Raw genomic sequence first — 26,104 nt, 5'->3', positions numbered from 1 at the left:
CGATTTATGAAAATCAGTTTTTATGTTTTAAGTGAGAGTAAAGCCCAAGATTTCTTGGGCTTTATTTGTCAGTTGACTCAAACGGCGCTCAATAAAAGTACTCAGTCAATACTGATTCTTATTAAAGATGACGCGTTGCTATCAACGCTTGATGAGGCGCTATGGGCACAAGATGCTGCCAGCTTTATACCGCATCAACGCCTATCCAATGTTGATACTAAAGGTGCTGATACTGATGTTGCTACTAGCAAGCCTTTAGCACCGGTATTGCTTGGTGCTTATATGCCAGCAGATTTTAATGGTATCGTACTCAATACTACGATACATCCGGTCAATGATTTCATGGCAGCGACCAGCAATGCTAAACCTTCTCGCGTCCTTGAGCTAATAAAACCTGACGCCATCAGCGTTCAAGAAGGTCGTCACAAATACAAGATCTACCAACAATTAGGCTATGAGCTTACTCACTTTAAAGTGTAGTTGGCTCATTTCTCTTATGAAGCTATGATGCTTCGACTGTTATTATCTATGCAACCTTCCTCACCTATTAGACCTTATAGATAGGCCAGTTTTTTACAAACTAGTTATTGCCTATACTCGCCTGCGAATTTTATTTTATTCATTACACTTTTTCTTTTTTCATCTTCTTCTTATCTCTCTTTATCACTTTGATATCTACCCACCTCTAGTATGACTGGTATGCGAATATCTGAAAAAATGCTACCATCCGTCGATTAGTTTTTTACTTCCATTATTAACTTACTTTTTACTGACTAACTAAAGGGTGTATAGATGCGTTCATTGACTGCGATGTACCAGCGTATAGGGCTGGTGCCGCTCATTATTATTGGTTTAATATTAGGAGTATTAATTGGTTGGTTGGCACCAAATATTGGGATTGCATTAGGATTATTAGGTACGTTATTTGTGGGTGCGCTAAAAGCAGTTGCCCCGATATTGGTATTTATTTTGGTCATGGCAGCGATTAGTCAACATCGCAGTGGTAATGAAGTCTACGTTAAACCCGTACTTATCATGTATATGTTTGGCACATTTTTGGCGGCATTGACGGCAGTGGGCGCCAGCTTTTTATTCCCGACCGAATTGGTTTTAGTAAATGCTACCATCGAGCAAGTCCCACCTGCTAACCTCAAAGAAGTATTAACCAATCTTCTTATGAATCTAGTCGCAAACCCTGTTAATGCTATTGCGGAAGCCAACTATATCGGTATCTTAGCATGGGCAATTATCATCGGCTTTGCCCTGCGTCAAGCCAGCGATACTGCTCGTACCGTTGTCGGCGATTTTGCTGATGCCATCTCTCAAGTCGTGAAGTGGGTTATTGCCCTAGCGCCTTTTGGTATCTTAGGCTTGGTTGCCAATACCGTCGCCGAGACAGGTTTTGCTTCTTTAGCAGGTTATGCGCGTATTTTGATGGTGCTGGTCGGTTGTATGCTGTTTATCGCTCTAGTGGCCAACCCTATCATCGTCCTCATTAAGACTGGCAAAAATCCTTATCCACTAGTGTTTACTTGCCTGCGCGAGTCAGGGATTACGGCATTCTTTACGCGTAGTTCGGCGGCCAACATTCCCGTCAACATGAACCTTGCCCGTAAACTAGGTCTGCACGAAGATACTTATTCAGTAACTATTCCACTGGGTGCGACTATTAATATGGCAGGCGCGGCGATTACAATTAACGTTTTAACACTTGCTGCTGCGCATACTTTGGGTATCGAAGTAACGTTTGCGTCAGCGCTGCTACTAAGCCTAGTTGCAACCGTTAGTGCTTGCGGTGCATCTGGTGTCGCTGGTGGTTCTTTATTATTAATTCCATTGGCTGCGAGCCTATTTAGTATTCCAAATGACATTGCAATGCAAGTGGTTGCGATTGGCTTTATCATTGGTGTCATTCAAGACTCTGCAGAAACAGCACTAAACTCTTCAACTGACGTACTATTTACCGCAGCAGCTGATCCTAAATATTCACGTTAATTGATAGATATTCAGATTTATAAATTAAGCTTCACAAACAGAAAAGGGCCCAATTCATCATTGAGGCCCTTTTTGTATGTCTACTTTTTACTATCAAACTAACTATTTTAAATGTTCAATATCTACTTCAACGACTGGTGTTTGCAGTTCCAGCTGACGTTTTAATTGGCGAAGTTGCTCAACTTCATCTAATAATTCGAGTATCAAACCAATCGCCGGCACACTGGCTTCAAAGTCACGACTCAGACGTGAGGCGCGGCGTACCGTCGTCAGCTGATAGCCGGTAAATTGCTGGTGCTCTGGTACATCATATTCAATGATATTTTCTTCAATCAACGCCAGTACCCATTGATGGTCTTGACCACAGGCAGACACTAGCTCATCTAAGCTCAATACAATATCGTTTAATTCGGGCGAGTTTTTCATAATTATCATCCTCGTTATCTCTTTATTTTCATCGTCTTCAATTGAGCATCTTATCTCTCTATCAACGGCTGATTGAGGTGCCGGCAAACGCTTGCTTTAATTGCTCATAAGCTTGGGTTGCAGTCTCGCTACTGATATCAGGGTTGACGATATTTAAGGTTAAATATAAATCACCCGCTTGCTTAGCAGGAATTCCTTTACCCTTTAGACGTAAACTGCTACCAGATTTGCTGTTTTTAGGAACCGTCACGCCAAGTGTACCTGCTGGCGTACTGACGTTGATTTTGTCTCCCAATGCCGCTTCCCATGGCGCTATATTGACTGTTTGATAAACGTCCGCGCCTTCGATACGAATGTTAGCTGCGTGATTGATTTTGACCTTCAAGAATAAATCACCATTTTTGCCATTACCGCCACCAGCAGCACCTTGCCCTGCTAAGCGAATTTGCTTGCCATCAGTGATGCCTTTAGGAATCTTAATCTTAAGGGTTTTATTCTCATAATCTACACTGCCATTGGGCTGACGGACAGGGACATTTAACTTAATACTATAATCGTCTCCGCTATAGACCGAGGCCAAATCCACAGTAATCTCTGCATGTTGGTCTTGACCCTTGCTATCTTGCGACCCAAAACCACCACCAAATTGATCAAAGCCACTACTTTGAGAGCGGCTACCTGTCTGTCCACCAGCTGAGCCACGTGCCCCACGTCCAAATGCCGAAAATATATCATCGAAGCGAAAACCGCCACCACCAAAGGCTTCGCCCTCTCCGAACTGATCTTTCATATCTTCCCAGCGGAAACCACCCTGCCCACCGCCAGCCGATTGACCACCGAAGCCGCCAGCACTACCTCGTCCAGCGAATGGATTATTTAGCATCGCGTCATACTCGCTACGCTTGTCCTTGTCCCTAAGCGTCTCGTAAGCATTGTTAATCTCAGCAATCTTATTGTCAGCATCTGGATCGTCACTGACATCTGGATGAAATTGTCGAACGAGCTTACGGTACTTTTTCTTGATATCAGCGTCTGAGGCGTCTTTTTTGACCCCTAAAATGTCATAGTAGTTTTTCTCTGCCATGTTGTTTTTCCTTATCGTATTTTTTGCTAACAATCCAGTTAATAGATAATATGGGGATACTGAGTCAGTATTTCATTTTTTCGCCTGCGGCCATAGCTAACAAAGTCTTACCAGTAATGATGCCAAGCGACACTAGCATTTGTATTATCTGAATCACTTAAAACATCATTATTAGCGTGTGTCACTATATTAGCGTGCGTCACTATGATTCTGGCATCATTGTTCTTTGACAACTGTTGGCGTAGTGTCAGTTTGGTGAGGGCAATGGATGCACGTCCCTCTCGTTTAGAAGCAATATAAGACAACTCAGCACTTTGTTTGTAATAATAAGTAAGAATATAGCAAGGTTTTTTTACATTATGTTAGCTATTTCTAATTAGGTTTTTATGACGTTAATTCTGCTATATCGATAGTTCTGGTCTTTATATATTACCTATTTACATTGTATTGTTATCTTTCCAGTATTTTGTTGACTTCTTTATGAGAATCAATCTTTATAAGGCTACTTTCAGTACTTATATCATCATTTTTTTAACTGAAAAATATCTTTTTCTTCTTAAAAAACAGGTATTTGACCTCATGAGTTTTTTACACAGCAGTAATAATATGACAAGCTCACTCTTGTAAAATCTCCCTATTATTCATACTCATAGGGAGTATAAATAACGTAGGCAAAAATATCTGTCTATCTTATAAACTGCATAAAGGTATTAAATGTCTTATTTAATCAAGTCTTTAGTTGTCACATTATCACTATTACTTACTACCACAGTCTTTGCTGGCAACACCAGTTATTATGGTAATAAGTTTCATGGTAAACGTACCGCTAGTGGAAGCATCTTTAATATGAATGCTATGACTGCCGCGCATAAAACGCTGCCTTTTGGTACGAAGGTAGAAGTGACCAACAAAAAGACAAAGCAGAGCGTAATAGTAAAAATCACGGATAGAGGACCTTTTACGAAAGGACGAATCCTCGATTTGTCTAAAGGCGCTGCTGGTAAAATAAACTGTCAACTTTGTACGACCACTATGAAGATACTATCTTATGGTGATGGCAAATACCGTAGACAATAATGTAATAAAAAGGGAGAGCTAACGCTCTCCCTTTTTTTATGTCTGCTATTTTAAGTAAATAATAGCTTTAAGTGCACAACCGCATCGCACTTATTAGAGCTGTCTAGTCAAAACTGGCTTCCATCTCTTCTAGCGTCGTCATCGACAGCAATAACTTTTCTTCATTATCGCTATGCTGCTGCTGTAGCGCAGTCTGCTCATTCAGTAAAACAAGCAAATCAGACTTGCGACTTTCTTCATAAAGGGTGGTGTCAGCAAGCTTTTCTTCGAGCATAACTAGCTGTCCATCAATCTTAGCTAATGCTTTTTCTGTATTTTCAATCTCACGGCGAATCGGTGCCGTTAGCTTGCGTTGCTCAGCTGCCATCTTGCGCTGCGCATCTTTACTAAGCGCAGGCTGAACGGCTTTAGTATTTGCTGGCGCAGTAGATGTTTTATTGTTTACTTGGCTCGTTGCTTGACTGTCGTTCGTTTCACGTGAAACAAACTTCTTATTGGCTTTTTTGTTCTTTTTCTTACTACTGCCTTTATCTGACGAATTTTCTTGTTTGCGTTTTTCTGCTAACCACTTACCATAATCACTAATATCACCATCGAATTCATCGATTTGACCATCATGGACTAGATACAACTCATCACAGACGTTAGCAATCAACTCGCGATCATGCGAGACCAGTACCACTGCCCCTTCAAAGCCTTGCAAGGCAATGGTCAATGCTTGGCGCATTTGTAAGTCTAAATGGTTGGTTGGCTCATCAAGTACCAGGACGTTCGGACGTTGCCAGACAATCAAAGCCAGCGTCAGACGGGCGCGCTCGCCACCTGAAAATAGCTCACTGATGGTATCGATACGGTCGCCACGGAAATCAAAGCTACCTAAAAACGAGCGCAGCATCGCATCGGACGTTTTTCCTGCTAAACGACGTAACATCTCGATTGGGGTTGCCTTAGGGTCAAGGATATCCATTTGATGCTGATTAAAATAGCCAAGTTTCAGCGTATCTGAAACGTTATAACTGCCTTTTAATACACCCAGCTCACCGACCAAGGCTTTAACCAAAGTCGATTTACCCGCGCCATTCATGCCTAATAGTCCGATACGCGTATCAGGGGTCACTTGCACATTGACATTATAAAGTAGTGGCGTATCGCTATAACCAATATCGGCATCGGTTAGCTCAATCAATGGCGAGCTCATATTCGCTGGCTCGTAAAAGCGGAACGAAAATGGATTATCCGCCATCATCGGTGATAGCTCTGCCATACGCTCAAGCTGCTTGATACGGCTCTGTGCTTGCTTAGCTTTACTGGCCTTAGCACGGAAGCGACGAATAAAGTCATCCAAATGTGCTTTGGTTGCTTCTTGCTTCTCAAACGCTTGTTGCTGCTGCGCCATACGCTCATGACGGGTACGGATAAACTGCTGATAGTTACCCGTATAAAGGGTGATTTTTTGCTGCTCAACGTGCAAGATATGACCGACAGTATTGTCCAAGAAGGTTTGATCATGTGAGATAACGATGACTAGACCGGTAAAGGCATTAATCCAAGTCTCAAGCCACAGAATGGCATCCAAGTCCAAATGGTTGGTTGGCTCATCGAGTAGCATTAAGTCTGCACGGCTCATCAAGGTTTTGGCGAGGTTTAAACGCATACGCCAACCACCCGAAAACCCTTCTACGGGCAGCTCATGCTGATTGGTGTTAAAACCCAATCCCGCCATGATTTGTGCGGCTTTGGTTGGGGTGCGATAGCCATCGATCTCATCAAACTGCTGATGCAACACTCCAATCTGCTCATCACTGACACTGCTCAAATCGTTTAAAGCAGCGTTAATCTCATACCACTGCTCGTCACCACTTAATACATAATCAATCGCCGTTTGTGCACTCGCGCCCACTTCTTGCGCCATATGCGCCACATGCCAGCTATCAGGAATGCTCACTTCGCCCCTATCAAGGGTAACCTCGGTATCACCAGTGCCCATCCGCGTCAGTAATAAGGCAAACAAGGTCGATTTACCAGTGCCGTTGTTGCCCGTCAAGCCAACTTTGTGGCCCGGATGTAGCTGAAAGCTTGCCCCTGCAAACAATTCACGACCATCACGGCGAACACCAACGTCTTTAAATTCGATCATATAATTTCTTCATCTCAACAGTAATATAAAATATAAGGCAATAAGAAACACACATCTGGCATGTTAACTGGCGGCTATTATTTCAAACGCTTGCCCCATAGGCAAACGATTAAATAACTATTTTAAAACCAAGCATTTATTATAAGAAGTAACTTGAGGTTTGATTGGCAATTATAGGCATAATAAATGCTTAGCTTTGACTAGTTAAATGTCATTATAGTTGATTCAATTTAAAAGAGGGTCAAGGCAACCGAATGCAGATGTATAGGTGATACTGCAAACGAGGTTAACACCGTCACTCTTTTATAGTGGATTGACTATATAGAGTCACTCTTGACAAACTAATCGTTACCCCCATTATGATATACTGCTATAAGATAAGTACCGGCCTTTAACTAAATAGTTATGATGGCACAAATACTATATTTATAATGTTCCATTAGTCACACCAATAACATCGCCATAATCACAGCACCCAATCGAATCAAACGCCGTGCGTATCTTTATTTGCAACTATTTAACTGCAAACCCAAACAGGACGACGACAGCATTTGATCCTAGCAACTGAGGTAGATATGAACGAATCAGCCAACCAATTTAGCCCAAGCTCAAGCCAACCCGTAGACCCAACCATATTAAGTTTAACTGATAGCGCAGCACAAAAAGTACGTCGCCTACGTGAAGAAGAAGGTGATAGCGACCTTATGTTACGTGTCTATGTAACTGGTGGCGGCTGTTCAGGTTTCTCTTATGGTTTTAACTTTGCCAATGACTTAAATGAAGATGATGCCAACTTTGACAACGGTGATGTGACTTTAGTTGTAGATTCGCTTAGTTATCAGTACTTACAAGGCTCTACTGTTGATTATACCGAAGGGTTAGAGGGCGCGCGCTTTATCGTGACCAATCCAAATGCGACTACCACTTGTGGTTGTGGTTCGTCATTTTCTATCTAAATGACTGCTTCAATATTGATTGTTTAAATTATTTGTTTTGCTAAGGCACCTATCTGATTGTTAGGTGCTTTTTAGTCTAATAACTTTATCCTAAGTGTCTTGGTATGGATAAAGCTGTAATTACATGGTACAAGTAACGAAAAAATGAAGGTAAATACGCGTGAATAGCACCGATTATCTTAGTTTTTTGCTACTATTTTCTAGTTAGTTTTCCCGTCAAAATCGGTCGGATCAGCCTTGGATAAAGCTTATCGTATTTGTAATTGTCCGTGGTTTTCATGACAGCTTTGAGCTAAACTGACGGGATTCTTAACCTAATATCTACCTCTTTTATGGTCAAACGCCAGTTGTGTTTTGATCTGCCATAATAAATAACAATAGATGACTATTATGAGTAATTTTGCGAGCAGCTTTGTTAACTTTGAAATCCCAGATTGGTTTGACAGTCAGCATTTAATTGGAATGCTCCGTGGTATCGAAAAAGAAGGTCTACGAATCAAAACTGATGGTTATCTGACCCAAACACCGCATCCAGAAAAGCTTGGGTCAAAGCTGACCCATCCTTTTATTACTACAGATTATTCAGAAAGCCTACTTGAGCTCATTACTGATCCCAAAGATACACCCAAAGACACGCTCTCAATGCTGCGCCAATTACATGTGCTAGTTTATCAAGCGTTGGCTAAAGACGAGCTAATGTGGCCATTATCTATGCCATGCATGCTTTCGTCTGATGATGAAGATATTCCTTTGGCAGATTATGGTAGCTCTAACACGGGCAAACTTAAGACATTATATCGTAGTGGTCTTGGTGTGCGTTATGGTCGCCGTATGCAGACCATTGCTGGCTTGCATTATAACTTGTCATTCGGTGATGGACTATTTGAGAATTGGCAGGCACAAACGCCTGAAGCAAGCAATCAAACGCTGACAGAGTTCAAAAACGATAAATATCTAGGCCTTATCCGTAATTTTAAACGCCTAACCAGTATTGTTCTTTATCTGCTAGGTGCAAGTCCAAATGTTTGTCCTTGTTTTTTGGCAGGACGTGAGCACGACTTGATTCTACAAAACAATTCAACTTACTATAAGCCTACCGCAACCAGTTTACGTATGGGCAAACTTGGCTATACCAATAGTGTGCAAGAGCATCTCGATATTCGCTACAATGATTTACCTGAATACATTTCGGGGCTGCGCCGTGCTATCCAAACACCGCATGAAAGCTTCAAAAAATTGGGCTTAAACGATGCTGATGGCAATCCAATTCAAATTAATGATCATATTCTACAAATAGAAAATGAGTACTATAGTCCTATTCGTCCAAAACAAATCGCTAACCGTGGTGAGACACCGACTGAGGCTTTAGAGCGTCGTGGTATCGCCTATGTTGAATTCCGCGCGATTGATCTTGACCCCTACAGCGATGTCGGTATTCGCCTGTCTAGTGCTTGCTTCTTAGAAATCATGGCATTATATTGCCTGCTTAACGAATCACCTGATTTAATGCCTGATGAAGAAGATGAGCTAGCAATTAACATCGAACGCGTGGTCAATGAAGGTCGCCGTGATAATCTACATATCGTCAATGATGGTGTAGAAGTACCATTAGAAAGCTGGATGCTTGAGCATTTAAACAACATGTTACCGTTAGCAGCCCTCTTTGATGCCCATTATGGTGGCAACGACTATCGTGCCGCATTAGCGCTTATGCAAGGCAAAGCTGGTCACTCTGAATCGACTATCTCAGCTCAGGTCAACGCTGATAGTGAGCGTTTGGGTAGCATGTGGCAGCTTGGCTTCACTTTAGCACAGCAGCATCGTGACTCTTTATTGCAGCAAACTCTAAGTCCTAACGCACAAGCTAAATATGAAGTACTTGCCGAAAAATCAGTGTTACAACAAGCTGAAATCGAAGAAGCTGAGACTGAAGACTTTATGGAGTTTTTACAGCAGTACCGCTAGTAAATGGCTAACGACTGTTAATATTTAACCTTTATAGATAAACCATTCCATAAGAGTACGTACCTGATGCAAAGACTGACCAATTATCGTAGTTTACAAGTGTTGTTGGTTATTATGACCGTGATCGGCATGAGTTATGCAATATTCTTTTTACAGCGTTATATGGGATTAATGCCTTGCCCACTATGTATATTTCAGCGTATTGGATTAATGGTAATGGGCGGATTCGCCTTAATCGCTGCGTTAGTGAACCCCAAGTCAATCGCTCTTAAAGTATTACTATGGGTTGGTAGTTTGGCGGGCATTGGCTGGGCAACAGTCGTGGCGGCGCGTCATGTTTGGCTTCAGCATTTACCTGCTGATCAAGTACCTTCATGTGGTCCAGGCTTAGACTATTGGCTCGATACTTTACCTATTTTACAAGTATTTAAAGAAGTCTTTGCAGGCTCTGGAGAATGTGCTTCCGTTTCTTGGCGTTTTTTGGGCCTTAGCATTCCTGAGCAGTCATTGATATTCTTTAGTGTATTGCTCCTGATACATGGACTAATATTGTGGCGTATTTTGCGTCCTGTTTTAACTACTCGTTAATAATGCTAGATAAAATTTATAATTACTTAAATAATTGCTTCAACGATAAACTACCTATGTCATGACATGCGTTTTATTATAATTTTTCTTACATCTTTTGCCCTATAATCCTCTAACTTATTAGCAGTTATTTATTTTAAGTAACTGCTAAATATCTCTCATTTACACCTCTGTTATATCTCAAATTTCATATACCACCTTTGTATTATCTATACTCTTTTTGAGCTAAAACCTATCTTTTGTTAGGTATAATTTATATCAATTATTTGATTAAAAATCACTCTCATCTAAACTTACTCGTCTATAACAAAAACTCTACATAAGAGCAATGATCGTTTGTTATGGTGTGCACCGTTCATCCTCTTTATATAGCCGTTCATTCTTTGTACCTAATTATTATTAATTAAATTTTCTCTAAAAGTAGTATTTACTTTGGATAAGTGGTTAGTTAATTGGTATTAAGATGCAAAGAATGATAAATGTAAGTATTGAAAGGCGTTGACGTTTTTACAACGTTCTCCTTCTGTATTAACGCTACTATTAGTATGGATATTTGTTAATGCTTTATAAGCCCTATTTTTGTTTACAAGACGCTTGCTTGTTTTTGGTATAATGATGAAATACTTCGCACCTACTATCCCTGCTAAAACCTCTCCTATCAAGCGCTTTGGTAGTCTGTTATTGACGCTGACTTTTAGTATTATTCTGATTAGTTGTGACAGTCAATCAACCACGACGTCTGTTGCTCATAATCCAACTATGAAGCAATCGTTGACTGATAGTAAAGTGCATAATAACCAATATGATTCTGCACAGATGAATGATGATAGCCTTGCTGTAGCAGACGATGTCGCTAGTGAAGGTGAGTCGTTGATTGCAGCAGCCAAGCCTGATGATAACTTACAGACCCGCCGCGCGCCGATGATTTCAGACCTCAGCGCAGGTAGTGAGTTACAGGCAACGCTAATCGGTGATTATGTAGGAATTTTGCCCTGCCCTTTTTGTGACAGTGTTTCAGTTACGCTAAACTTGTTTGCTGATGGTTCAGTACTAAAGACCAGCATTTATGAGAATCCAAAGACACCTAAAGTACCACTCGTTGAGTCGGGTGTTTATCGTCAAGACAATACAATGATTACCATTGTCTATCAGAACGAAAGTATTGAAAGTTATACTATCCAAGACAATCATCTTGTAATGATGAATGATGACAATACCTTAAATGCTGACCTTACCTTATCGCGTAAATAACCAATAATGTATGATATAAGCCCAATTTTATTTTTATAAATGCATGAGAAATAACTTCTATTAAAGTCCTTTAAGTATATTGTTTACGCCTACCTTGTTAGGCGTTTTTTATTGGTTATCTATTAGTGTTTACTTTACAATGAGCGCTGATAGCGTAAATAAGAATGTTGGTAGCCGTTAAACATTTGCTACTTTCTATTCACTAACCTTTTCGTTCTCGTCTGTATTACTTCATTCAACTTCTTATTTATCATAGCGTGGAACATCTATGCACATTCATATTCTTGGTATTTGTGGCACTTTTATGGGCTCGTTAGCCTTATTAGCGCGAGAGCTTGGACATAAGGTCACAGGCTCAGATGCTAGTGTTTATCCTCCTATGTCCACTCAGCTTGAAAGCGCTGGTGTCATAATTCAAGAAGGTTATCTTGTGGAGCATTTGCAACCAACGCCTGATTTGGTAGTGGTGGGCAACGCCATGAAGCGCGGTATGGATGTCATTGAGTATATGCTTGATCAAGGTATGAGGTATACCTCAGGGCCGCAGTTCCTCTCTGAAGAGGTTTTGCAGTCGCGTCATGTATTAGCAGTGGCCGGTACTCATGGCAAGACAACGACGACGACTATGTTGGCATGGATATTACACTACGCTGATATTGATACTGGGTTTTTGATTGGCGGTGTGCCATTAGTGGATACTACGGATGAGCGTTTGCAAAACGTGTTTGCACATAGCAGTTATTTAGGTGCAGACGTTACACGTAACGAAAAATCAAACTCTACAACGAACGACGGCACAACATCATCAACATCGGGTTATTTTGTGATAGAAGCTGATGAGTATGATTCTGCATTTTTTGATAAGCGCTCAAAGTTCGTCCATTATCGTCCGCGCACTGCTATCTTGAACAATCTTGAGTTCGATCATGCTGATATTTTTGCTGACCTAAACGCTATTCAGACTCAGTTCCATCATATGGTGCGCATGATTCCAAGCACTGGTAAAATCATTATGCCAACGGCGACTACTAGTTTAGAAGACACGCTAGCTAAAGGGGTATGGACTCCTGTTTGGCGTACCGCAGTGACAGACGAGAAGTTGACGAACAGACAAGAGGCTGATACAGAAAGTATGAAGCACGAGGCGACTACTTGCGACTGGCAAGCCGCATTGATTACAGAGGATGGTAGTCAGTTTGAAGTAAGCTTTAAGGCAGACCCATCAGCGACTGCCATCGTCGATTGGACAATGAGCGGCATGCACAATGTCAACAACGCTCTGGTTGCAGTAGCAGCAGCTTACAATGTTGGGGTAGATGTCACTACCGCATGTGCAGCGCTATCCGCTTTTGCTGGTATTAAGCGTCGAATGGAGCTAATCGGTGATATTAATAACATCTTAGTCTTCGATGATTTTGCTCATCATCCTACTGCGATTATGACCACTTTAGATGGTGCCAAAAAGAAGCTGGCTGGCAGACATTTATGGGCAGTTATTGAGCCACGTAGCAATACTATGAAAATGGGCATTCACCAAGACAGTCTAGCCCAATCAGCGGTACTAGCAGATCATACACTTTGGTATGAACCAGCTGGTCTTGAGTGGGGATTAAAAGAAGTCATCGATCGTGTTGAGCATAATGGCAAACAGCAAGTTGTATGCAGTGTAGAAGCTATTATTGATCATATTACGACGCACGCACGAGCAGGCGATGCAGTCATTATTATGTCTAATGGTGGCTTTGAAGGTATTCATGAACGCTTATTGACAGCACTACGTGAATTGACCGACCAAACTTAAAGTGTATCATTTCTTATCTACTATTCGCGTAGATTATTGATGCCGTGCACATAACTTGTTAAATAAAATAGCGCTACTCTTTTCATAAGGGATAGCGCTATTTTATGCTTAGTGCCTAACGTCAACTCAGAGCTGTACATTTTCTAACCAAGAGTAAAATACTGAATAACGTCTCTTCATTATCACTCTGATTACCTTTGTAACCTTTCATTTACCAATTTCTTCTGCAAGATAGCAATTTGTCGTTTTTCCTCACATAGCCCCTACACTGGTAACACTTTATGCTTACTTTTCACCACTATGAGTGTTTACAATATTGCTATCAACATTAGAAAGACCTTAAGAGAAACATCTTAAGCAATAATATTAATAGAAAGATTTTATCAATTGTAATAAATTAGGAGAATAACAATGAGCTTTATTTGGATGATTATTGTAGGTTTGGTCGCAGGTTTATTGGCGCGCGCTATTAAGCCTGGTAATGACCCTATGGGCTGGATTATGACTATCGTATTAGGTATCGTTGGTGCGATGCTTGGCGGTTTTGTCGCTAGTCTCATCGGTATTAACGCCGATGGTGGATTCACTGGTCTATTATTCTCAGTAATTGGTGCAATTATATTATTGTTCCTATATGAGATGATTATGAACAAACGCCGCATATAGTCATTTTATATCTCTCGAGAAAGAAGACTTTACATCATGTAAGGTCTTTTTTTATTTTTAGTCTTGGTGCGATATATTTCTTGGAAGTGTCCTAGATAAGCAAAATGTGACACCGTAGTCTACGAATTTGCACGGTTATGCATTGATTATTGTTACTTTTGCCCTCATTTAACTTATAATAAACTGCCCATTCTACCCGCTATTATCGAGGTGCTCCGTCATGGCATTACTCCCTATTTTAAGCTATCCTGATCCGCGCTTGCGTACGATTGCTAAGCCAGTCAAAGAAGTTAACGATGAGATTAAAACCTTAATCACTGACATGATCGAGACCATGTACGATGCGGACGGAATTGGGTTGGCAGCTTCACAAGTTGACCAGCATATTCAGCTGATTGTTATGGACTTGTCTGAAAATAAAGACACCCCTATGGTGTTTATTAATCCCAAAGTAACACCGCTGGTAGAAGAAAAACAGCCGTATGAAGAAGGCTGTCTGTCTGTTCCTGATGTCTACGACAAAGTTGAGCGTCCTAATAAAGTACGTATCGAAGCAATGGATCAAGATGGTCAAGCCATCGATAGAGAAGTTGAAGGTCTATTGGCTGTCTGTATTCAACATGAGATGGATCATCTTAATGGTGTTATCTTTGTAGATTATTTATCAAAATTAAAACAGACTCGCGCACGTGATAAAGTTCGTAAAGTACTCAAAATACGTGAAAAGCAAGGCGAGAAACAAGCGGATAAAGAGACACAGCCAACAAACGCTTAATTTTTTATTTTTTACGTTACTTTTATTCACAGGCTATTTAGCATTTATAGTCTAGGTAATCTATTGTTTCTATTAAGGGCTTCTTATCATGACCATGATTAAAATTGACCAATATTTTGACTCTACTGGCTGGAAAAAGTTCACTAAAGCTGCTGAAGGTCGTGAGACACCCTTATTAGTAGTTGATTTAAGTCGTATCAAAACTAAATATGCTGAAATGGCTGACTTATTTCCTACTGCTAAGATTCATTATGCAATGAAAGCCAGTCCTGCTGTGGAAGTGATTAACTTATTGGCTGAGCTTGGCTCAAACTTCGATTGTGCCTCAGTCTACGAGCTCGATCGTGTCCTTGACTGCGGTGTCGATGCGTCGCGTATCTCTTACGGTAATACGATCAAAAAAGCTGAACACGTCAAATATGCTTATGATAAAGGCGTACAGCTTTATGCTACTGATTCAGAAGCTGACTTAAAGAACATCGCCCAGCAGGCGCCAGGCTCTAAAGTGTTTGTGCGTATCTTGGTACAAGGTTCAGATACTGCTGAATGGCCATTATCACGTAAGTTTGGTTGCCATCCTAATATGGCGATTGATTTATTGATTCAGGCGCGTGATTTGGGCTTAGTACCTTATGGCATCTCCTTCCATGTAGGTAGCCAGCAAAAAGACGTAGCCGCGTGGGATGATGCACTTGCCAAAGTCAAATATATGTTTGACTGGATGAAAAACGAAGAAGGCATTAAGCTGCAAATGATTAATTTAGGTGGCGGGTTTCCAGCCAACTACATCAGTGAAGTGAATCCAGTACAGGTTTATGCTGAAGAGATTAATAGCTATCTAAACGATGATTATAGTGCTGAAGATATGCCTGAGATTATTCTTGAGCCTGGGCGCTCGTTGGTTGGTGGTTCGGGTGTGCTAGTCAGTGATGTGGTATTGATTTCACGGAAGTCAGATACTGATTTGACCCGCTGGGTATATACCGATGTAGGCCTGTTTCAAGGTTTGATAGAAACCTTAGGTGAAGCGATTAAATATCCAGTCTATACACCGAAAATGGAAACCTCGACCCGTGAAGGAACAGTAGTGCTGGCCGGTCCAACGTGTGATTCGACCGATATCATGTATGAAGAAGCAGGTTATCAATTGCCAGAAGAGCTGGAAATTGGTGATAAGATCTACTGGCTGACCACTGGCGCTTATACCAACTCTTACTCATCTATCGAGTTTAATGGCTTTCCACCTTTAGAAGTGGTCTATATTGATTAAAGCTTATGTTGATTACATCTTGTGTTAGCTAGCGACATAAATTAGCAGATAAGTAAGTTATAAAGTAAAAGCGCGGTGCTGTTGTTAGCAGCACCGCGCTTTTTTGTGTCATTTGAAAATTAAAACAAATTACTGTATTAAAAGCGAAATAGGTGCACTGGTGCTGCTGATATTCCTACGATTGCTGCCATAACTTGAGCTTTGATTTTGAGTGTCTTGCGTAATTTGTCCGATGTCGACCCATTGTCCACGTGGCACAATAATGGTGCTGTTGAGACCTTGACGTTTAACAGCGTTACTTCCGTTATAGATGTTCTGGTTCTGATTATGAAAGCCTTGATTATTAGAGTTATTAGCAATTACCAGTTTCTCTTCAGTTTGAGACAGATTAACTTCCACTTGACCGTTTGGCAATAATCTTGGGGTGACTTGAATGCCTTGAGTGGTTGGTAACAACATTTGCTGCTGAATAACAATCTGCCCCGCTGGGCGATTGTAGGTAGGATAAATATTCGCCTGATAACTTTGCGTTAGCGAATAGAGCGTGCCTGTACTGATGCTTGCCGCGCTACCTGACAGTGTCTGTACTTGATACATACTATTATTCTGCTGCTGACTATCACGCTGATTAATGATTGCTGCACCTTGGATACTGCGGTTAGAAATAACGACTCGGCCTTGCTGAATATCGCTTTGGCTAGTGGCATTATTACCAACACGCACCGCAACCGTCAGTGCTTGCGGTTGACCATCAATCTGCGTTAGTAATTGTTGTACCGCTTGATAATTGGTAGCCGTCGTTCGTAATACCAATTTATCTTGATAGGTCGCAACCGTTCCACCATCAGTGCTGGTACCCAGTTGCTGGCGTACAGCAGGCAGTAACGCTTCACCGCCGTAAGTATGAATAACGTAGGTTTGATAAGGTGCTGCTTGCACTACTATTGGCAATACACCCAAACTTAGAGCAAGGATTATGTTGCGTGCGTAAAGAACAATATCATTGATAATGACCTTTAAATTATCGTTATTTATGCGCACATTCAGCTCCTTATTATCCGTAGCACCTATCTATCTGATTTATCCTATAACATTAATGATAGCTACTGATAACTAGTCATTTAAACCCAACACATCCTGCATATTATATTGCCCAGCTTTTTGCTGAATAATCCAAGTAGCCGCACGTACTGCTCCAGCGGCAAAGGTCATGCGCGCGCGTGCACGATGGGTAATTTCAACGACTTCACCATCCGCGATAAACATCACAGTATGATCACCGACTATTTCACCGCCGCGAATAGCATGAATGCCGATTGTGCCCGCTTCACGTGCACCCGTCTGGCCTTCACGACCATATACGACCACGTCTTTTAGATTCTGTCCGCGTGCTTCTGCGACTGCCTCTGCCATCATATAAGCCGTGCCCGACGGTGCGTCAATCTTATGCTTATGATGCGCTTCAATAATTTCAACATCCGCATCTGTGCCGAATGCTTTTGCTGCCATATTCAACAGCTTCAATGACAAGTTAACACCAGTAGAATAGTTACCAGCGTAAACAATAGCAGTATGCTTACTGGCTTCGGTCAGCACTTGCTCTTGCTGTGTGCTAAAGCCGGTAGTGCCAATGACCATCGCTACCTTATGCTCAGCACAAGTTTGCATGTTTTGTTCAGTGGCATCCGGTAAGCTAAAGTCGATTAGGACGTCTATGTCATCAATTACAGCAGTTAGGTCATCCACAATTTTTATATTTAAACGTCCTATAGCCGCTACTTCGCCCGCATCAGCACCAACTAGGCTTGAGCCTTGACGCTCAATAGCGGCGCTCAATGTCGTTTGCGGATTGTCCTGCACTGCTTCGATTAACATACGCCCCATACGACCGCCAGCCCCGATAACACCGACATTGATAAGTTGTGTACTTACTTGTTTAGTCATATTTTTTCCTAAAGTCTTATGATTTAATACGGTTATTTTTGAGGTTATATATAGCCTATACTAAATATCATAGCATGAATTATTTTTTATACAGCCAATAAAAAGCCCAATAGTTTCACGTGAAACTATTGGGCTAAAATAATCAAATCGATTATCAAGTCAAACTATCAGTTGAACAATCTATCAGTCGAACAATTCGCCAATTTTCTTAAAGAATGACTTTTTATGTGGCGACTGTTGATGTTTGCTATCACCATCGAGTGTATCTTGGAACTGACGTAACAAGTCTTTTTGTTCACGGGTTAAGTTCACTGGCGTCTCAATAACGACACGGCAAATCAAATCACCTTTCATCGTCGTACGTACTGGCGTGACGCCTTTTCCGCGCACACGCAATAATTTGCCACTTTGCGTACCTTCTGCGACTTTAATTTTTACTTTGCCATCTAAGGTTGGGATCTCGACTTCTTTACCCAGTGCTGCATCGGTAATGCTAACAGGCACATCCATATAGAGATCCGCACCTTGACGAGTAAATACATTGTGCGGTTTGACTCGAACTTCAACATATAAGTCGCCATTTTGCACACCTGCTCCGCCCGCTTCACCTTCACCAGCCAGACGTACACGATCGCCGTCATCAACCCCAGCTGGGATAGAAACTTCTAGCGTGCGTGACTTATCTTTTACCCCGTCGCCATGACAATCAGGGCATGGGTTTTTGATTTGTTTACCTGTACCACCACAATGCGGGCAAGCTTGCTGCACAGCAAAGAAGCCTTGCTGCATACGAACCTGACCTTGACCGTGACAAGTCTGACAAGTAACTACATCAGAGGCATCTTTTGCGCCTTTACCATCACAAGTATCACAAGGCGCAGGTGCGGTAAAGCTAATCTCTTTTTTGCAACCGCGTACTGCTTCTTCTAATGTCAGCTCGATTACATAACGTAAGTCAGAACCACGACGCGAACGTCCACCGCCGCCACCGCGCGACTGACCAAAGATATCACCAAAGTTACCAAAGATATCACCGAAGATATCTTGGAAGTTGCCCGCGCCTGCACCGCCAAAGCCGCCACCGCCCATTCCATTTTCGAAGGCTGCATGGCCCATACGGTCATAGGCTGAGCGCTTATCTTCATCGCTAAGCACTTCGTAAGCCATTGACGCTTCTTTGAATTTATCTTCAGCATCAGGGTCGTCAGAATTGCGGTCGGGATGATATTTCATCGCCAGCTTGCGGTATGAACGTTTGATCTCTTTACTGTCTGCAGTCTTACTAACGCCTAATATTTCATAAAAATCGCGCTTACTCATGGGCTCTCCTCTCGTCATCACAGTAACGCCAACTGGCAATCTCATTTTTTAGCTCATTGATTTTTACGACTGAAAACACGCAGATGTTTCACATGAAACATAGGGTGTATGAGCGTGAAAATACGAGAAGCATATGAAGATTGCGAGCTAAAACGGCGAGATGCTGTTTAACCAAATCAATTAATATAAGTTTGCGCTATTAATGGAGACCTTAAATTGATTTATCAAGCTCCTAAATCATTAAATTCTTAATTAGTCTATTAAAGTTTATAAAAAATATGAAAAGCTCCTAGCGATAATTTACATGGGTATGGAGTGAAATGAGTAGCTTGATAATATGCTATCTACAATAACTACTATCAATAAGGAATCTAATAACTATTATAAATCGTTGCTAGCCCAGCAAATCTACGTAACATTTTCATACCTTTATTAATTAGAGTCATGCTAGTATTTATCGCCATATTGATTGTATTAAGTCCGCGATAAGGTAACCCAAATTATGAAAAAGCTAATGACATTGCTGATGTTATTGTTAGTCATTGCAGTAGCTATTTATGCTGGTTCGCCTTATTACAGTGCGTATCAGCTTAAGAATGCCTACGATGCCAAAGACGGTGCCACTATCGCTGCTGCTATCAATTACGAGCAAGTACGACCGAGTATGAAGACCCAATTGACCAGCAGGTTTGCCAATACGATGGAGCAATATCCGCTAGTTGCAGAGCTTGGTGGAGAGCCTCTTGCGAAAGCTGCTAATAGCTTTATCGTGCAGGCGGTAGATAGGGCTGTGACTCCAGAAAATATCGAAAAACTTATCAATACTCAGGGTCAGGCCAATACGGCTACCAAAGAGCTTGCGGCTGCTTGGGCAATATCCAGCAATCAAGTCGACCTCAAAAACCTAATTCAAGATTTGATTATTCATCGCGGTGATGTCGATGCGGTAGTCAAACAACAAGTTCAGCAAATGATGAGTCAGCAAGCTGCCCAGTTAGAGCAGCAAGCAACCCAGGGAACCGATAGTGACAAGCCAACATTAAGCTATTGCGGTATCAATTGCTTTACCATCAGCGGTCAAGTCAAAGGCTACCCTATTACTATAGAGATGCAACGTGAAGGCTTCATTGAGTGGAAAATCGTTGATGTAGTCTTGCCGTAAGCTTTGATTAACAAGACATTTTAATTAAAAATACACCATAAAAAACCGCCCTATGAGCTATGTTCATCGGGCGGTTTTTATGGCTGATCTTCTTTAAGAAGAATAACGAAGCTGGCTAATTTACTCCTAAGAACTCTAAAAACTCAGGGCTCTCAAAACTCGCTTGGTATAGCATCCCATCATCGCGGTAAATAGCAGGTGTGGCCATGACAGCCAGTCCTGCCGCCTTTTCACGATTCGGTGTCACATGATCTGCGCTACAGCTAGCTGATGCAGGTGTCATCTCACCCGCTAACATTGCTTTATCAAATGCCTTGCGACGACTGCTATCATCTGCTTGACACCAAATACCACGCATTTGCGCTGGTGACTGCTCATATATCGGATAGGCGATGATTTTCACTGTCACGCCTTTTGCATTGAGCATCGGTAGTTGTTGATGCAGTCTGCGACAATAAGGACAGTTGACGTCGTCGGCCACATAGATAACGGCTCTCTCAGCGCTAGTTGCCGGATAGGTTATTAATTGTTTCTCATCTAAGGTTTTAAATACGGACTGGTTTTTACGTTTTTCAAACTCTTCGTCTAGCCCCATGAACTGACCGTTTTCAATGACTGATATCTCGCCATCTGTAATATATTGCGCGTCATCGGATAATAAAAACGGTACACCCTCTAACGTTGCACCCCAAAGCACGCCCGGTACAGCTGTATAAAAGAACGGTGTTTTGGCGCTCATGTTTTTAAGCTCGCCCATATTGGCAAGTACAGCAGATTTGACTGTAGCGCTTACTGGCATACCCGCTTGCGCACTATTGCTACGCGCTGGGGTTTTTGTCACAACACGCTTGCTTGGATTCTTTTGTAGCTCGCCTTGGATAACGTATTCGCCATCAGCAGTAATATGTAGTGGCAGTTGGCCAGCGAGATCAACTTGATACATATTGGGTAAGTTAGATGGCGTAATAGAAGTGATTTGCGTCTTGATACCAGCTTGGGTCAGAACTTGACGTAGCTGACTGTCAACAGTTGCACTAACATCTCCAGCTGTTGACGTATTCTGTGCATTTTGGCTAGTGTTTTGACTGGCACTTTTACTTACGGAGTTAGAAACGGATGGCTCGGCGCAAGCGGTCGTCGCTAATAATATGGTACTAATGAGACTGGCAAATTTAAATACAGGTTGTTTCACAAGCGTTGTCCTATCAAAATTAATAGTAGATTACTGAGATAAAGCTATTATCAATGGAGTTCTTAAAGCAAGTTATGGAATGAAAATTACTAAAATAATGGATTTTGAGATAAAGGGGCTGGAATAATCTAATGTAGCGACATCATCTAAAACAGAGACATTTTTAAAACATAAAACAGAAACATTATGCAAAAAAGTAGATTAAGTAAGCTACCGAGACTGTAGCACATTGGCGGGTTTTGATAAGAGCTAGGCGATTTATTTTGCAAAACTGCTACTCAGCTTTAAGAGACAGGCAACATCAGCAAGCAGTCCACCGATACGGTGTCTGCTGCCAATGGCTATTTTGGATAATTGATTTTTTGCGCGTTGGTTTTTTGGAAGAATATTACGAAGTTAACTTTGGTGAAGTCAGCTGATAAATAAGCTTAAGGCATCGCCACTCTTAGAATTTTGCGACTTCTTCCTCTGTTAAAAAGCGACTGTCACCTTTATCCAAACCTTCTAAAGTGATATGACCGATACTAGCGCGATGTAGCTCAGTGACTCTATTACCGAAGTAGCCCATCATGCGTTTAACTTGATGGTATTTACCTTGCTCCAACGTCAGACGTGCGTGAGTCTCGTCGATAAACTCAAGGATAGCAGGTTTGGTTTCTTCATGGTCGCCATCGAGCAAGATGCCTTCACTGACTTCCTTCACTGCATTGGCCTGCGCGTCACTATCCATTGGCTCAGCCAAAGTCAGCTCATAGACTTTTGCGTGCTCATGCTTAGGACTGGTGACACGGTGTAGCCAGCCGCCATCATCACTAATGAGTAATGCACCAGTGGTATCGACATCGAGGCGTCCAGCGATACGTAGGCTACCCAATTCTGGCACTGCAATTAGCTCGGTGACGATAGGATATTCTTTTACTTTGAGCGTACATTCAAAGCCTTCTGGCTTATGCAATAAAATATAACGATTGCCAGCAGCGACCGATAGCGACTCGCCTGCCCATAGGACTTCATCATTGACGATATCGACATGTACACCAGGGTCTTTAATGACTTCATCGTTTACAGTGACTTCGCCTGCGTGCAAGATTCTTTTGGACTCTTTACGCGACAGTTCAGTGGCTTTACTAATAAATTTATCTAAACGCATGCTATTTGCTACCATCAGTTTTGTTATAGTGAATAATAAAAGTACACTGCGTCAAATAATGATTTAAACGACAGCAGTGTTTATCATGCAAGTTTACCATATTCAACACAAACCTAGGCGTATCATCCATTAGAATATGAGCTATCAAACCTTACAACGTGCCGTCACTGCTCGTCTTGAAATCAAGAAATCTGAATTCATTACTTATGCTTATCCGGTCACTTCACGTGAACAAGCAATGTTTCACGTGGAACAGCTGCGTGAAAAATATGCTGATGCACGTCATCACTGCTGGGCGTACATCATTGGCGATCCTGATAATACAACGAGCGCAGGCTTTGATGATGATGGCGAACCTAACGGTACAGCAGGTCGGCCAATTCTAAACGTCCTACAGCACAAGTCTATCGGTAACGTTATTATTATTGTGGTGCGTTATTTTGGTGGTATTAAACTGGGTGCTGGTGGCCTGACTCGTGCCTATGCAGGTTCTGCGCAAGCGGCAGTTGATGAGATGATACTAAGCCCCTATGTACCAATGGCTCAAGTACAAATATTAGCGGAGTTCGCTACTGAAGCGCAATGTCGTTATGTAGTGGAAAGTCTAAATGGCAGTATTGATGACGTGAATTATAGTAAACAGGTTACGTTAACCGTGACTATTGCTGAACAAGATATTGAAAGCTTAAAAGAGCGATTAGCGATGGATGGTCGGGTGCTAGATAAATCATAGAACATGAACAATTTTGAGTAATCATGCGTTCACTGTAAGTCATTGGATTTAACCTGACCTATCGGTATGATAAAGCACTGTCTAACAATAATGACCTAATAAGATTAATTTATGACAAATTCAAAACCTTCAAAGAGCGCAAAGTCTTCAAACACCCCAAAACCGTTTGCACCCACTCCTTTTAAACCACCATTTTGGCTGACTAATCCACACCTGCAAAGTATCCTGCCCAAGTTTTTTGCACCAGAGGTGCCAAAGTATCGGCGTGCGCTCAAGCAAGACTCATTGTGTGAGACAGATATCGCTTATGACTTCTACGATGCGCATCCAATAGAGACAGCGAACGACAGTACGCTTGAGCAAACACCTTTAGTTGTGCTATTCCATGGAATGGAAGGTAGTAGCGATAGCCATTATGCACGTGCATTGGCGTATCAAATGCATAGCGATGGCTGGCACTTTGTAGTGGCACACTTTCGCAGTTGTGGCGGTATTCCGGCTAATGGACGCGTCTTTTATAATGCCGGTGACACCGAAGAGGTGCATCACATGCTCCAGAATTTACGTGAGCAATATGCTCATATCTATGCGGTAGGCGTCTCGCTAGGCGGTAATGCGTTGGCAAAATACATGGGTGAATATGGTGATGAAGCGCTATGCGAGGGTGCCGTGGTCATCTCCGCTCCTGTCGATATGTCGTCAGCTGCTCTAAGTATGCATAGTTTCTTGAGTCATCGTATTTATACACCGTATTTGCTCAATCCAATTATCAAGAAAGCACTGGCAAATGATATCACCGAAGAGGAAATTGCCTCTATCAAGTCGGTCAATCGTATCAGTGACTTTGATAATATCTTTACCGCGCCGCGTCATGGCTATCGCTCCAAAAACGACTATTACCACTCTTCATCGGCTTTACCCTACTTAATAAATGTCACCCATCCGCTACTGCTGATTAGTGCCAAAGATGATCCCTTTATTGGCTTTACCGCCACTCAAGGCGATGTCTCTGATAGCGTCACTATCCTTGATACCGACCATGGTGGGCATATTGGTTACCTGCGTTATCGCTCAGCTAGCAAACAGGCTGACACCGTGAAATCTAGCTCTAAGCAATCGAAAAAGAATGGTAAAAAAACCAAGACCTCAAAATTCGATATCAATTGGATACCTGAAACCGTTAGCGCCTTTTTTCACTCAATTGGTATTCCGTCTAACGATATTTCACTTGATAATGTTTCACCTGAAAACGCTTCACCTAATAATGCTTCCAATGAATAATAATCTAATAAATCATAACCTTAATCCTTAAACTATTGAGAGTCTGTCATGTATCCATTTTTTCGTTACGCTAAATCTATCACTAAGGCTGTCATCGCTAATAAAAAAGGCGATCAACTAGACTTAGCAGGTACCAGCGAGATTGAGATTCGTTGTAGCTTGACAGACATTGATAATTTTTTAGAGATGAATAATGGTCGCGTGCTGACGTTATTCGATTTGGGACGTACTGACTTTGCCATTCGTACTGGTCTTGGCAAACAATTGCTGCATAGGCGTTGGGGTCTGGTCGTAGCTGGCAGCACAGTACAATATCGCAAACGCATTCGCGCCTTTGATAGGGTTACGATTAAGACGCACGTGGCTGCTATTGATGAGCGTTGGATCTACGTGGAACAATCAATGTGGGTGAAAGGCAAGCCCTGCTCGTCTGCTCTACTACGGACAGGCGTCACTAGCAAAGGACGCGTGATTGAAACTCAAGAAGTGCTGGATGCGATGGGTAAATCTGATTGGAATATGCCGCCGACCGGCTATGTAGCCGAGTGGATTGAGAGTGATAATGACCGTCCGTGGCCGCCTTTAGGTTAGGCTAACTGTAAATTTATTTTTGATAATCTGTCACAGCCAGTTAACCTTAAGACTACCATTCCACAACATTACATTATACAAATACGTATAATAAGTGTTAGGATATTAGTGAGTAGAATATTCAATTGAATATTATTTAACTAAATACAGTCTAATAAGGAAAATAAAATGGTTAATAATACGGATTACGTTGGCACGCTATTTGACAATAGTGAATCAAACCCAAGCAAAATCACTTTAGCTTTTACCATGGCAGGTGTCGCGCTTAAAAAAGGTCACTCTGCATCCGTTATATTGATGGTAGACGCGGTACATTTGGCATTGCCGAACGCATTAGATAACGTCGATATTGGCGCGCCATTTGAACCTGCTGGCGAGTTACTAGAAGCCTTCATTGAAAAAGGTGGACAAGTATTGGTCTGCAGTGCATGTATGAAGCACAGCGGTGTGGAAGAGTCAGCCATTGATAAACGCTTTACGAAAATTAGCGGTGATGACGTGGTTGAGCTGTTGATGAATGCGAAGGGATCTTTACAGTTGAACTAAGCGTTTAGGCTAAGTAATTAGTTTATAAAAATAGGTCAGTTTTCTTAATCATCGTTTTGATGGTTTGGGGGCTTACCTATTTTTTTTATTTAAAGTTTGGTTTTGCGCTATTTTATAGCTTCATTTAAGTAAGTTATAGAAAACAGATATAGGCTTTAGTTGCCAAGAATCAATTTTTAGTGATAGATTAGAAG

General features: G+C 41.7%; 24 protein-coding genes. 16 read left to right on the top strand and 8 right to left on the bottom strand.

Annotated elements, in window-relative coordinates:
- Positions 1 to 6: 6 nt before the first annotated feature.
- A complete protein-coding gene (locus AK825_RS00250; RefSeq protein WP_068033631.1) occupies positions 7 to 480 on the top strand; it encodes a DNA polymerase III subunit chi in 474 nt (157 codons plus the stop codon).
- Positions 481 to 792: 312 nt separating this feature from the next.
- Complete coding sequence (sstT, locus tag AK825_RS00245; RefSeq protein WP_068033629.1) at positions 793 to 1,995, top strand: serine/threonine transporter SstT; 1,203 nt, start codon at positions 793 to 795, stop codon at positions 1,993 to 1,995.
- A 102-nt stretch (positions 1,996 to 2,097) separates the two neighbouring features.
- Here sstT and AK825_RS00240 read toward each other — a convergent pair whose 3' ends face one another.
- Together AK825_RS00240 and AK825_RS00235 are read right to left on the bottom strand one after the other, a co-directional pair.
- A complete protein-coding gene (locus AK825_RS00240; RefSeq protein WP_068033627.1) occupies positions 2,098 to 2,421 on the bottom strand; it encodes a chaperone modulator CbpM in 324 nt (107 codons plus the stop codon).
- A gap of 61 nt (positions 2,422 to 2,482) precedes the next feature.
- Positions 2,483 to 3,505: a DnaJ C-terminal domain-containing protein gene (locus AK825_RS00235; protein ID WP_068033625.1), complete on the bottom strand. Its 1,023-nt coding sequence runs from the start codon at positions 3,503 to 3,505 to the stop codon at positions 2,483 to 2,485.
- 714 nt (positions 3,506 to 4,219) lie between these two features.
- Here AK825_RS00235 and AK825_RS00230 point away from each other — a divergent pair.
- Positions 4,220 to 4,582 (top strand): septal ring lytic transglycosylase RlpA family protein, encoded by a 363-nt coding sequence (locus tag AK825_RS00230; RefSeq protein WP_068033623.1) that lies wholly within the window; start codon positions 4,220 to 4,222, stop codon positions 4,580 to 4,582.
- Positions 4,583 to 4,685: 103 nt separating this feature from the next.
- Here the strand turns inward: AK825_RS00230 and AK825_RS00225 are convergent, their stop codons facing one another.
- Entirely contained in the window at positions 4,686 to 6,719 is a 2,034-nt protein-coding gene (locus tag AK825_RS00225; protein ID WP_068033621.1) for an ATP-binding cassette domain-containing protein, read from the bottom strand.
- A gap of 575 nt (positions 6,720 to 7,294) precedes the next feature.
- Between AK825_RS00225 and erpA the strand changes: the two genes are divergently transcribed.
- From erpA to AK825_RS00185, 8 genes are all read left to right on the top strand, one after another.
- The gene (gene erpA / locus AK825_RS00220; RefSeq protein WP_021813277.1) at positions 7,295 to 7,675 is read left to right on the top strand and encodes an iron-sulfur cluster insertion protein ErpA; all 381 of its coding nucleotides are present in this window, start codon (positions 7,295 to 7,297) and stop codon (positions 7,673 to 7,675) included.
- A 390-nt stretch (positions 7,676 to 8,065) separates the two neighbouring features.
- A complete protein-coding gene (gene gshA, locus AK825_RS00215; protein ID WP_082787117.1) occupies positions 8,066 to 9,640 on the top strand; it encodes a glutamate--cysteine ligase in 1,575 nt (524 codons plus the stop codon).
- Positions 9,641 to 9,706: 66 nt separating this feature from the next.
- Positions 9,707 to 10,228: a disulfide bond formation protein B gene (locus tag AK825_RS00210; protein WP_068033617.1), complete on the top strand. Its 522-nt coding sequence runs from the start codon at positions 9,707 to 9,709 to the stop codon at positions 10,226 to 10,228.
- Positions 10,229 to 10,843: 615 nt separating this feature from the next.
- On the top strand, positions 10,844 to 11,479 hold the full coding sequence (locus AK825_RS00205) for a copper resistance protein NlpE N-terminal domain-containing protein (RefSeq protein ID WP_227514088.1): 636 nt from the start codon (positions 10,844 to 10,846) through the stop codon (positions 11,477 to 11,479).
- Positions 11,480 to 11,747: 268 nt separating this feature from the next.
- Positions 11,748 to 13,280 carry a UDP-N-acetylmuramate:L-alanyl-gamma-D-glutamyl-meso-diaminopimelate ligase gene (mpl, locus tag AK825_RS00200; protein WP_068033616.1) on the top strand — a complete coding sequence of 511 codons (1,533 nt, stop codon included), beginning with the start codon at positions 11,748 to 11,750 and terminating at the stop codon, positions 13,278 to 13,280.
- 411 nt (positions 13,281 to 13,691) lie between these two features.
- Positions 13,692 to 13,946: a GlsB/YeaQ/YmgE family stress response membrane protein gene (locus tag AK825_RS00195; RefSeq protein ID WP_068033613.1), complete on the top strand. Its 255-nt coding sequence runs from the start codon at positions 13,692 to 13,694 to the stop codon at positions 13,944 to 13,946.
- Positions 13,947 to 14,166: 220 nt separating this feature from the next.
- Positions 14,167 to 14,721 carry a peptide deformylase gene (def, locus tag AK825_RS00190; RefSeq protein ID WP_068033610.1) on the top strand — a complete coding sequence of 185 codons (555 nt, stop codon included), beginning with the start codon at positions 14,167 to 14,169 and terminating at the stop codon, positions 14,719 to 14,721.
- Between the two features lie 94 nt (positions 14,722 to 14,815).
- On the top strand, positions 14,816 to 15,991 hold the full coding sequence (locus AK825_RS00185) for a type III PLP-dependent enzyme (RefSeq protein WP_068038823.1): 1,176 nt from the start codon (positions 14,816 to 14,818) through the stop codon (positions 15,989 to 15,991).
- 129 nt (positions 15,992 to 16,120) lie between these two features.
- On the opposite strand, the gene AK825_RS00180 is transcribed toward AK825_RS00185, so the two are convergent.
- From AK825_RS00180 to dnaJ, 3 genes are all read right to left on the bottom strand, one after another.
- Entirely contained in the window at positions 16,121 to 17,032 is a 912-nt protein-coding gene (locus AK825_RS00180; RefSeq protein ID WP_227514087.1) for a type II and III secretion system protein, read from the bottom strand.
- Between the two features lie 72 nt (positions 17,033 to 17,104).
- Positions 17,105 to 17,935 carry a 4-hydroxy-tetrahydrodipicolinate reductase gene (gene dapB, locus AK825_RS00175; protein WP_068033609.1) on the bottom strand — a complete coding sequence of 277 codons (831 nt, stop codon included), beginning with the start codon at positions 17,933 to 17,935 and terminating at the stop codon, positions 17,105 to 17,107.
- Between the two features lie 183 nt (positions 17,936 to 18,118).
- Complete coding sequence (dnaJ, locus tag AK825_RS00170; RefSeq protein ID WP_068033607.1) at positions 18,119 to 19,255, bottom strand: molecular chaperone DnaJ; 1,137 nt, start codon at positions 19,253 to 19,255, stop codon at positions 18,119 to 18,121.
- 502 nt (positions 19,256 to 19,757) lie between these two features.
- Here dnaJ and AK825_RS00165 point away from each other — a divergent pair.
- Positions 19,758 to 20,417: a DUF2939 domain-containing protein gene (locus AK825_RS00165; protein WP_068033605.1), complete on the top strand. Its 660-nt coding sequence runs from the start codon at positions 19,758 to 19,760 to the stop codon at positions 20,415 to 20,417.
- 115 nt (positions 20,418 to 20,532) lie between these two features.
- On the opposite strand, the gene AK825_RS00160 is transcribed toward AK825_RS00165, so the two are convergent.
- Together AK825_RS00160 and AK825_RS00155 are read right to left on the bottom strand one after the other, a co-directional pair.
- The gene (locus AK825_RS00160) at positions 20,533 to 21,609 is read right to left on the bottom strand and encodes a thioredoxin fold domain-containing protein (RefSeq protein WP_068033603.1); all 1,077 of its coding nucleotides are present in this window, start codon (positions 21,607 to 21,609) and stop codon (positions 20,533 to 20,535) included.
- Between the two features lie 445 nt (positions 21,610 to 22,054).
- Positions 22,055 to 22,759, bottom strand: a complete 705-nt coding sequence (locus tag AK825_RS00155) for a 16S rRNA pseudouridine(516) synthase (RefSeq protein ID WP_068033601.1) — start codon at positions 22,757 to 22,759, stop codon at positions 22,055 to 22,057.
- Positions 22,760 to 22,895: 136 nt separating this feature from the next.
- Between AK825_RS00155 and AK825_RS00150 the strand changes: the two genes are divergently transcribed.
- The 4 genes from AK825_RS00150 to AK825_RS00135 all read left to right on the top strand — a co-directional run bounded on the left by AK825_RS00150 (position 22,896) and on the right by AK825_RS00135 (position 25,910).
- Positions 22,896 to 23,492 (top strand): YigZ family protein, encoded by a 597-nt coding sequence (locus tag AK825_RS00150; protein WP_068033599.1) that lies wholly within the window; start codon positions 22,896 to 22,898, stop codon positions 23,490 to 23,492.
- Between the two features lie 111 nt (positions 23,493 to 23,603).
- On the top strand, positions 23,604 to 24,773 hold the full coding sequence (locus AK825_RS00145; protein ID WP_068033596.1) for an alpha/beta fold hydrolase: 1,170 nt from the start codon (positions 23,604 to 23,606) through the stop codon (positions 24,771 to 24,773).
- 48 nt (positions 24,774 to 24,821) lie between these two features.
- The gene (locus tag AK825_RS00140) at positions 24,822 to 25,364 is read left to right on the top strand and encodes an acyl-CoA thioesterase (protein ID WP_068033594.1); all 543 of its coding nucleotides are present in this window, start codon (positions 24,822 to 24,824) and stop codon (positions 25,362 to 25,364) included.
- Positions 25,365 to 25,532: 168 nt separating this feature from the next.
- Positions 25,533 to 25,910 carry a DsrE family protein gene (locus tag AK825_RS00135; RefSeq protein WP_068033593.1) on the top strand — a complete coding sequence of 126 codons (378 nt, stop codon included), beginning with the start codon at positions 25,533 to 25,535 and terminating at the stop codon, positions 25,908 to 25,910.
- Positions 25,911 to 26,104 lie beyond the last annotated feature (194 nt).

This window comes from Psychrobacter sp. P11G5 (genome assembly GCF_001593305.1).
GTDB lineage: Bacteria > Pseudomonadota > Gammaproteobacteria > Pseudomonadales > Moraxellaceae > Psychrobacter.
This window is presented reverse-complemented; position numbering and strand designations above follow the sequence as displayed.

Coding starts and splice junctions, on each gene's coding strand:
- AK825_RS00250 (WP_068033631.1), top strand. CDS start 7: ATGAAAATCAGTTTTTATGTTTTAAGTGAGAGTAAAGCCCAAGATTTC.
- sstT (WP_068033629.1), top strand. CDS start 793: ATGCGTTCATTGACTGCGATGTACCAGCGTATAGGGCTGGTGCCGCTC.
- AK825_RS00240 (WP_068033627.1), bottom strand. CDS start 2,421: ATGAAAAACTCGCCCGAATTAAACGATATTGTATTGAGCTTAGATGAG.
- AK825_RS00235 (WP_068033625.1), bottom strand. CDS start 3,505: ATGGCAGAGAAAAACTACTATGACATTTTAGGGGTCAAAAAAGACGCC.
- AK825_RS00230 (WP_068033623.1), top strand. CDS start 4,220: ATGTCTTATTTAATCAAGTCTTTAGTTGTCACATTATCACTATTACTT.
- AK825_RS00225 (WP_068033621.1), bottom strand. CDS start 6,719: ATGATCGAATTTAAAGACGTTGGTGTTCGCCGTGATGGTCGTGAATTG.
- erpA (WP_021813277.1), top strand. CDS start 7,295: ATGAACGAATCAGCCAACCAATTTAGCCCAAGCTCAAGCCAACCCGTA.
- gshA (WP_082787117.1), top strand. CDS start 8,066: ATGAGTAATTTTGCGAGCAGCTTTGTTAACTTTGAAATCCCAGATTGG.
- AK825_RS00210 (WP_068033617.1), top strand. CDS start 9,707: ATGCAAAGACTGACCAATTATCGTAGTTTACAAGTGTTGTTGGTTATT.
- AK825_RS00205 (WP_227514088.1), top strand. CDS start 10,844: ATGAAATACTTCGCACCTACTATCCCTGCTAAAACCTCTCCTATCAAG.
- mpl (WP_068033616.1), top strand. CDS start 11,748: ATGCACATTCATATTCTTGGTATTTGTGGCACTTTTATGGGCTCGTTA.
- AK825_RS00195 (WP_068033613.1), top strand. CDS start 13,692: ATGAGCTTTATTTGGATGATTATTGTAGGTTTGGTCGCAGGTTTATTG.
- def (WP_068033610.1), top strand. CDS start 14,167: ATGGCATTACTCCCTATTTTAAGCTATCCTGATCCGCGCTTGCGTACG.
- AK825_RS00185 (WP_068038823.1), top strand. CDS start 14,816: ATGATTAAAATTGACCAATATTTTGACTCTACTGGCTGGAAAAAGTTC.
- dapB (WP_068033609.1), bottom strand. CDS start 17,935: ATGACTAAACAAGTAAGTACACAACTTATCAATGTCGGTGTTATCGGG.
- dnaJ (WP_068033607.1), bottom strand. CDS start 19,255: ATGAGTAAGCGCGATTTTTATGAAATATTAGGCGTTAGTAAGACTGCA.
- AK825_RS00165 (WP_068033605.1), top strand. CDS start 19,758: ATGAAAAAGCTAATGACATTGCTGATGTTATTGTTAGTCATTGCAGTA.
- AK825_RS00155 (WP_068033601.1), bottom strand. CDS start 22,759: ATGCGTTTAGATAAATTTATTAGTAAAGCCACTGAACTGTCGCGTAAA.
- AK825_RS00150 (WP_068033599.1), top strand. CDS start 22,896: ATGAGCTATCAAACCTTACAACGTGCCGTCACTGCTCGTCTTGAAATC.
- AK825_RS00145 (WP_068033596.1), top strand. CDS start 23,604: ATGACAAATTCAAAACCTTCAAAGAGCGCAAAGTCTTCAAACACCCCA.
- AK825_RS00140 (WP_068033594.1), top strand. CDS start 24,822: ATGTATCCATTTTTTCGTTACGCTAAATCTATCACTAAGGCTGTCATC.
- AK825_RS00135 (WP_068033593.1), top strand. CDS start 25,533: ATGGTTAATAATACGGATTACGTTGGCACGCTATTTGACAATAGTGAA.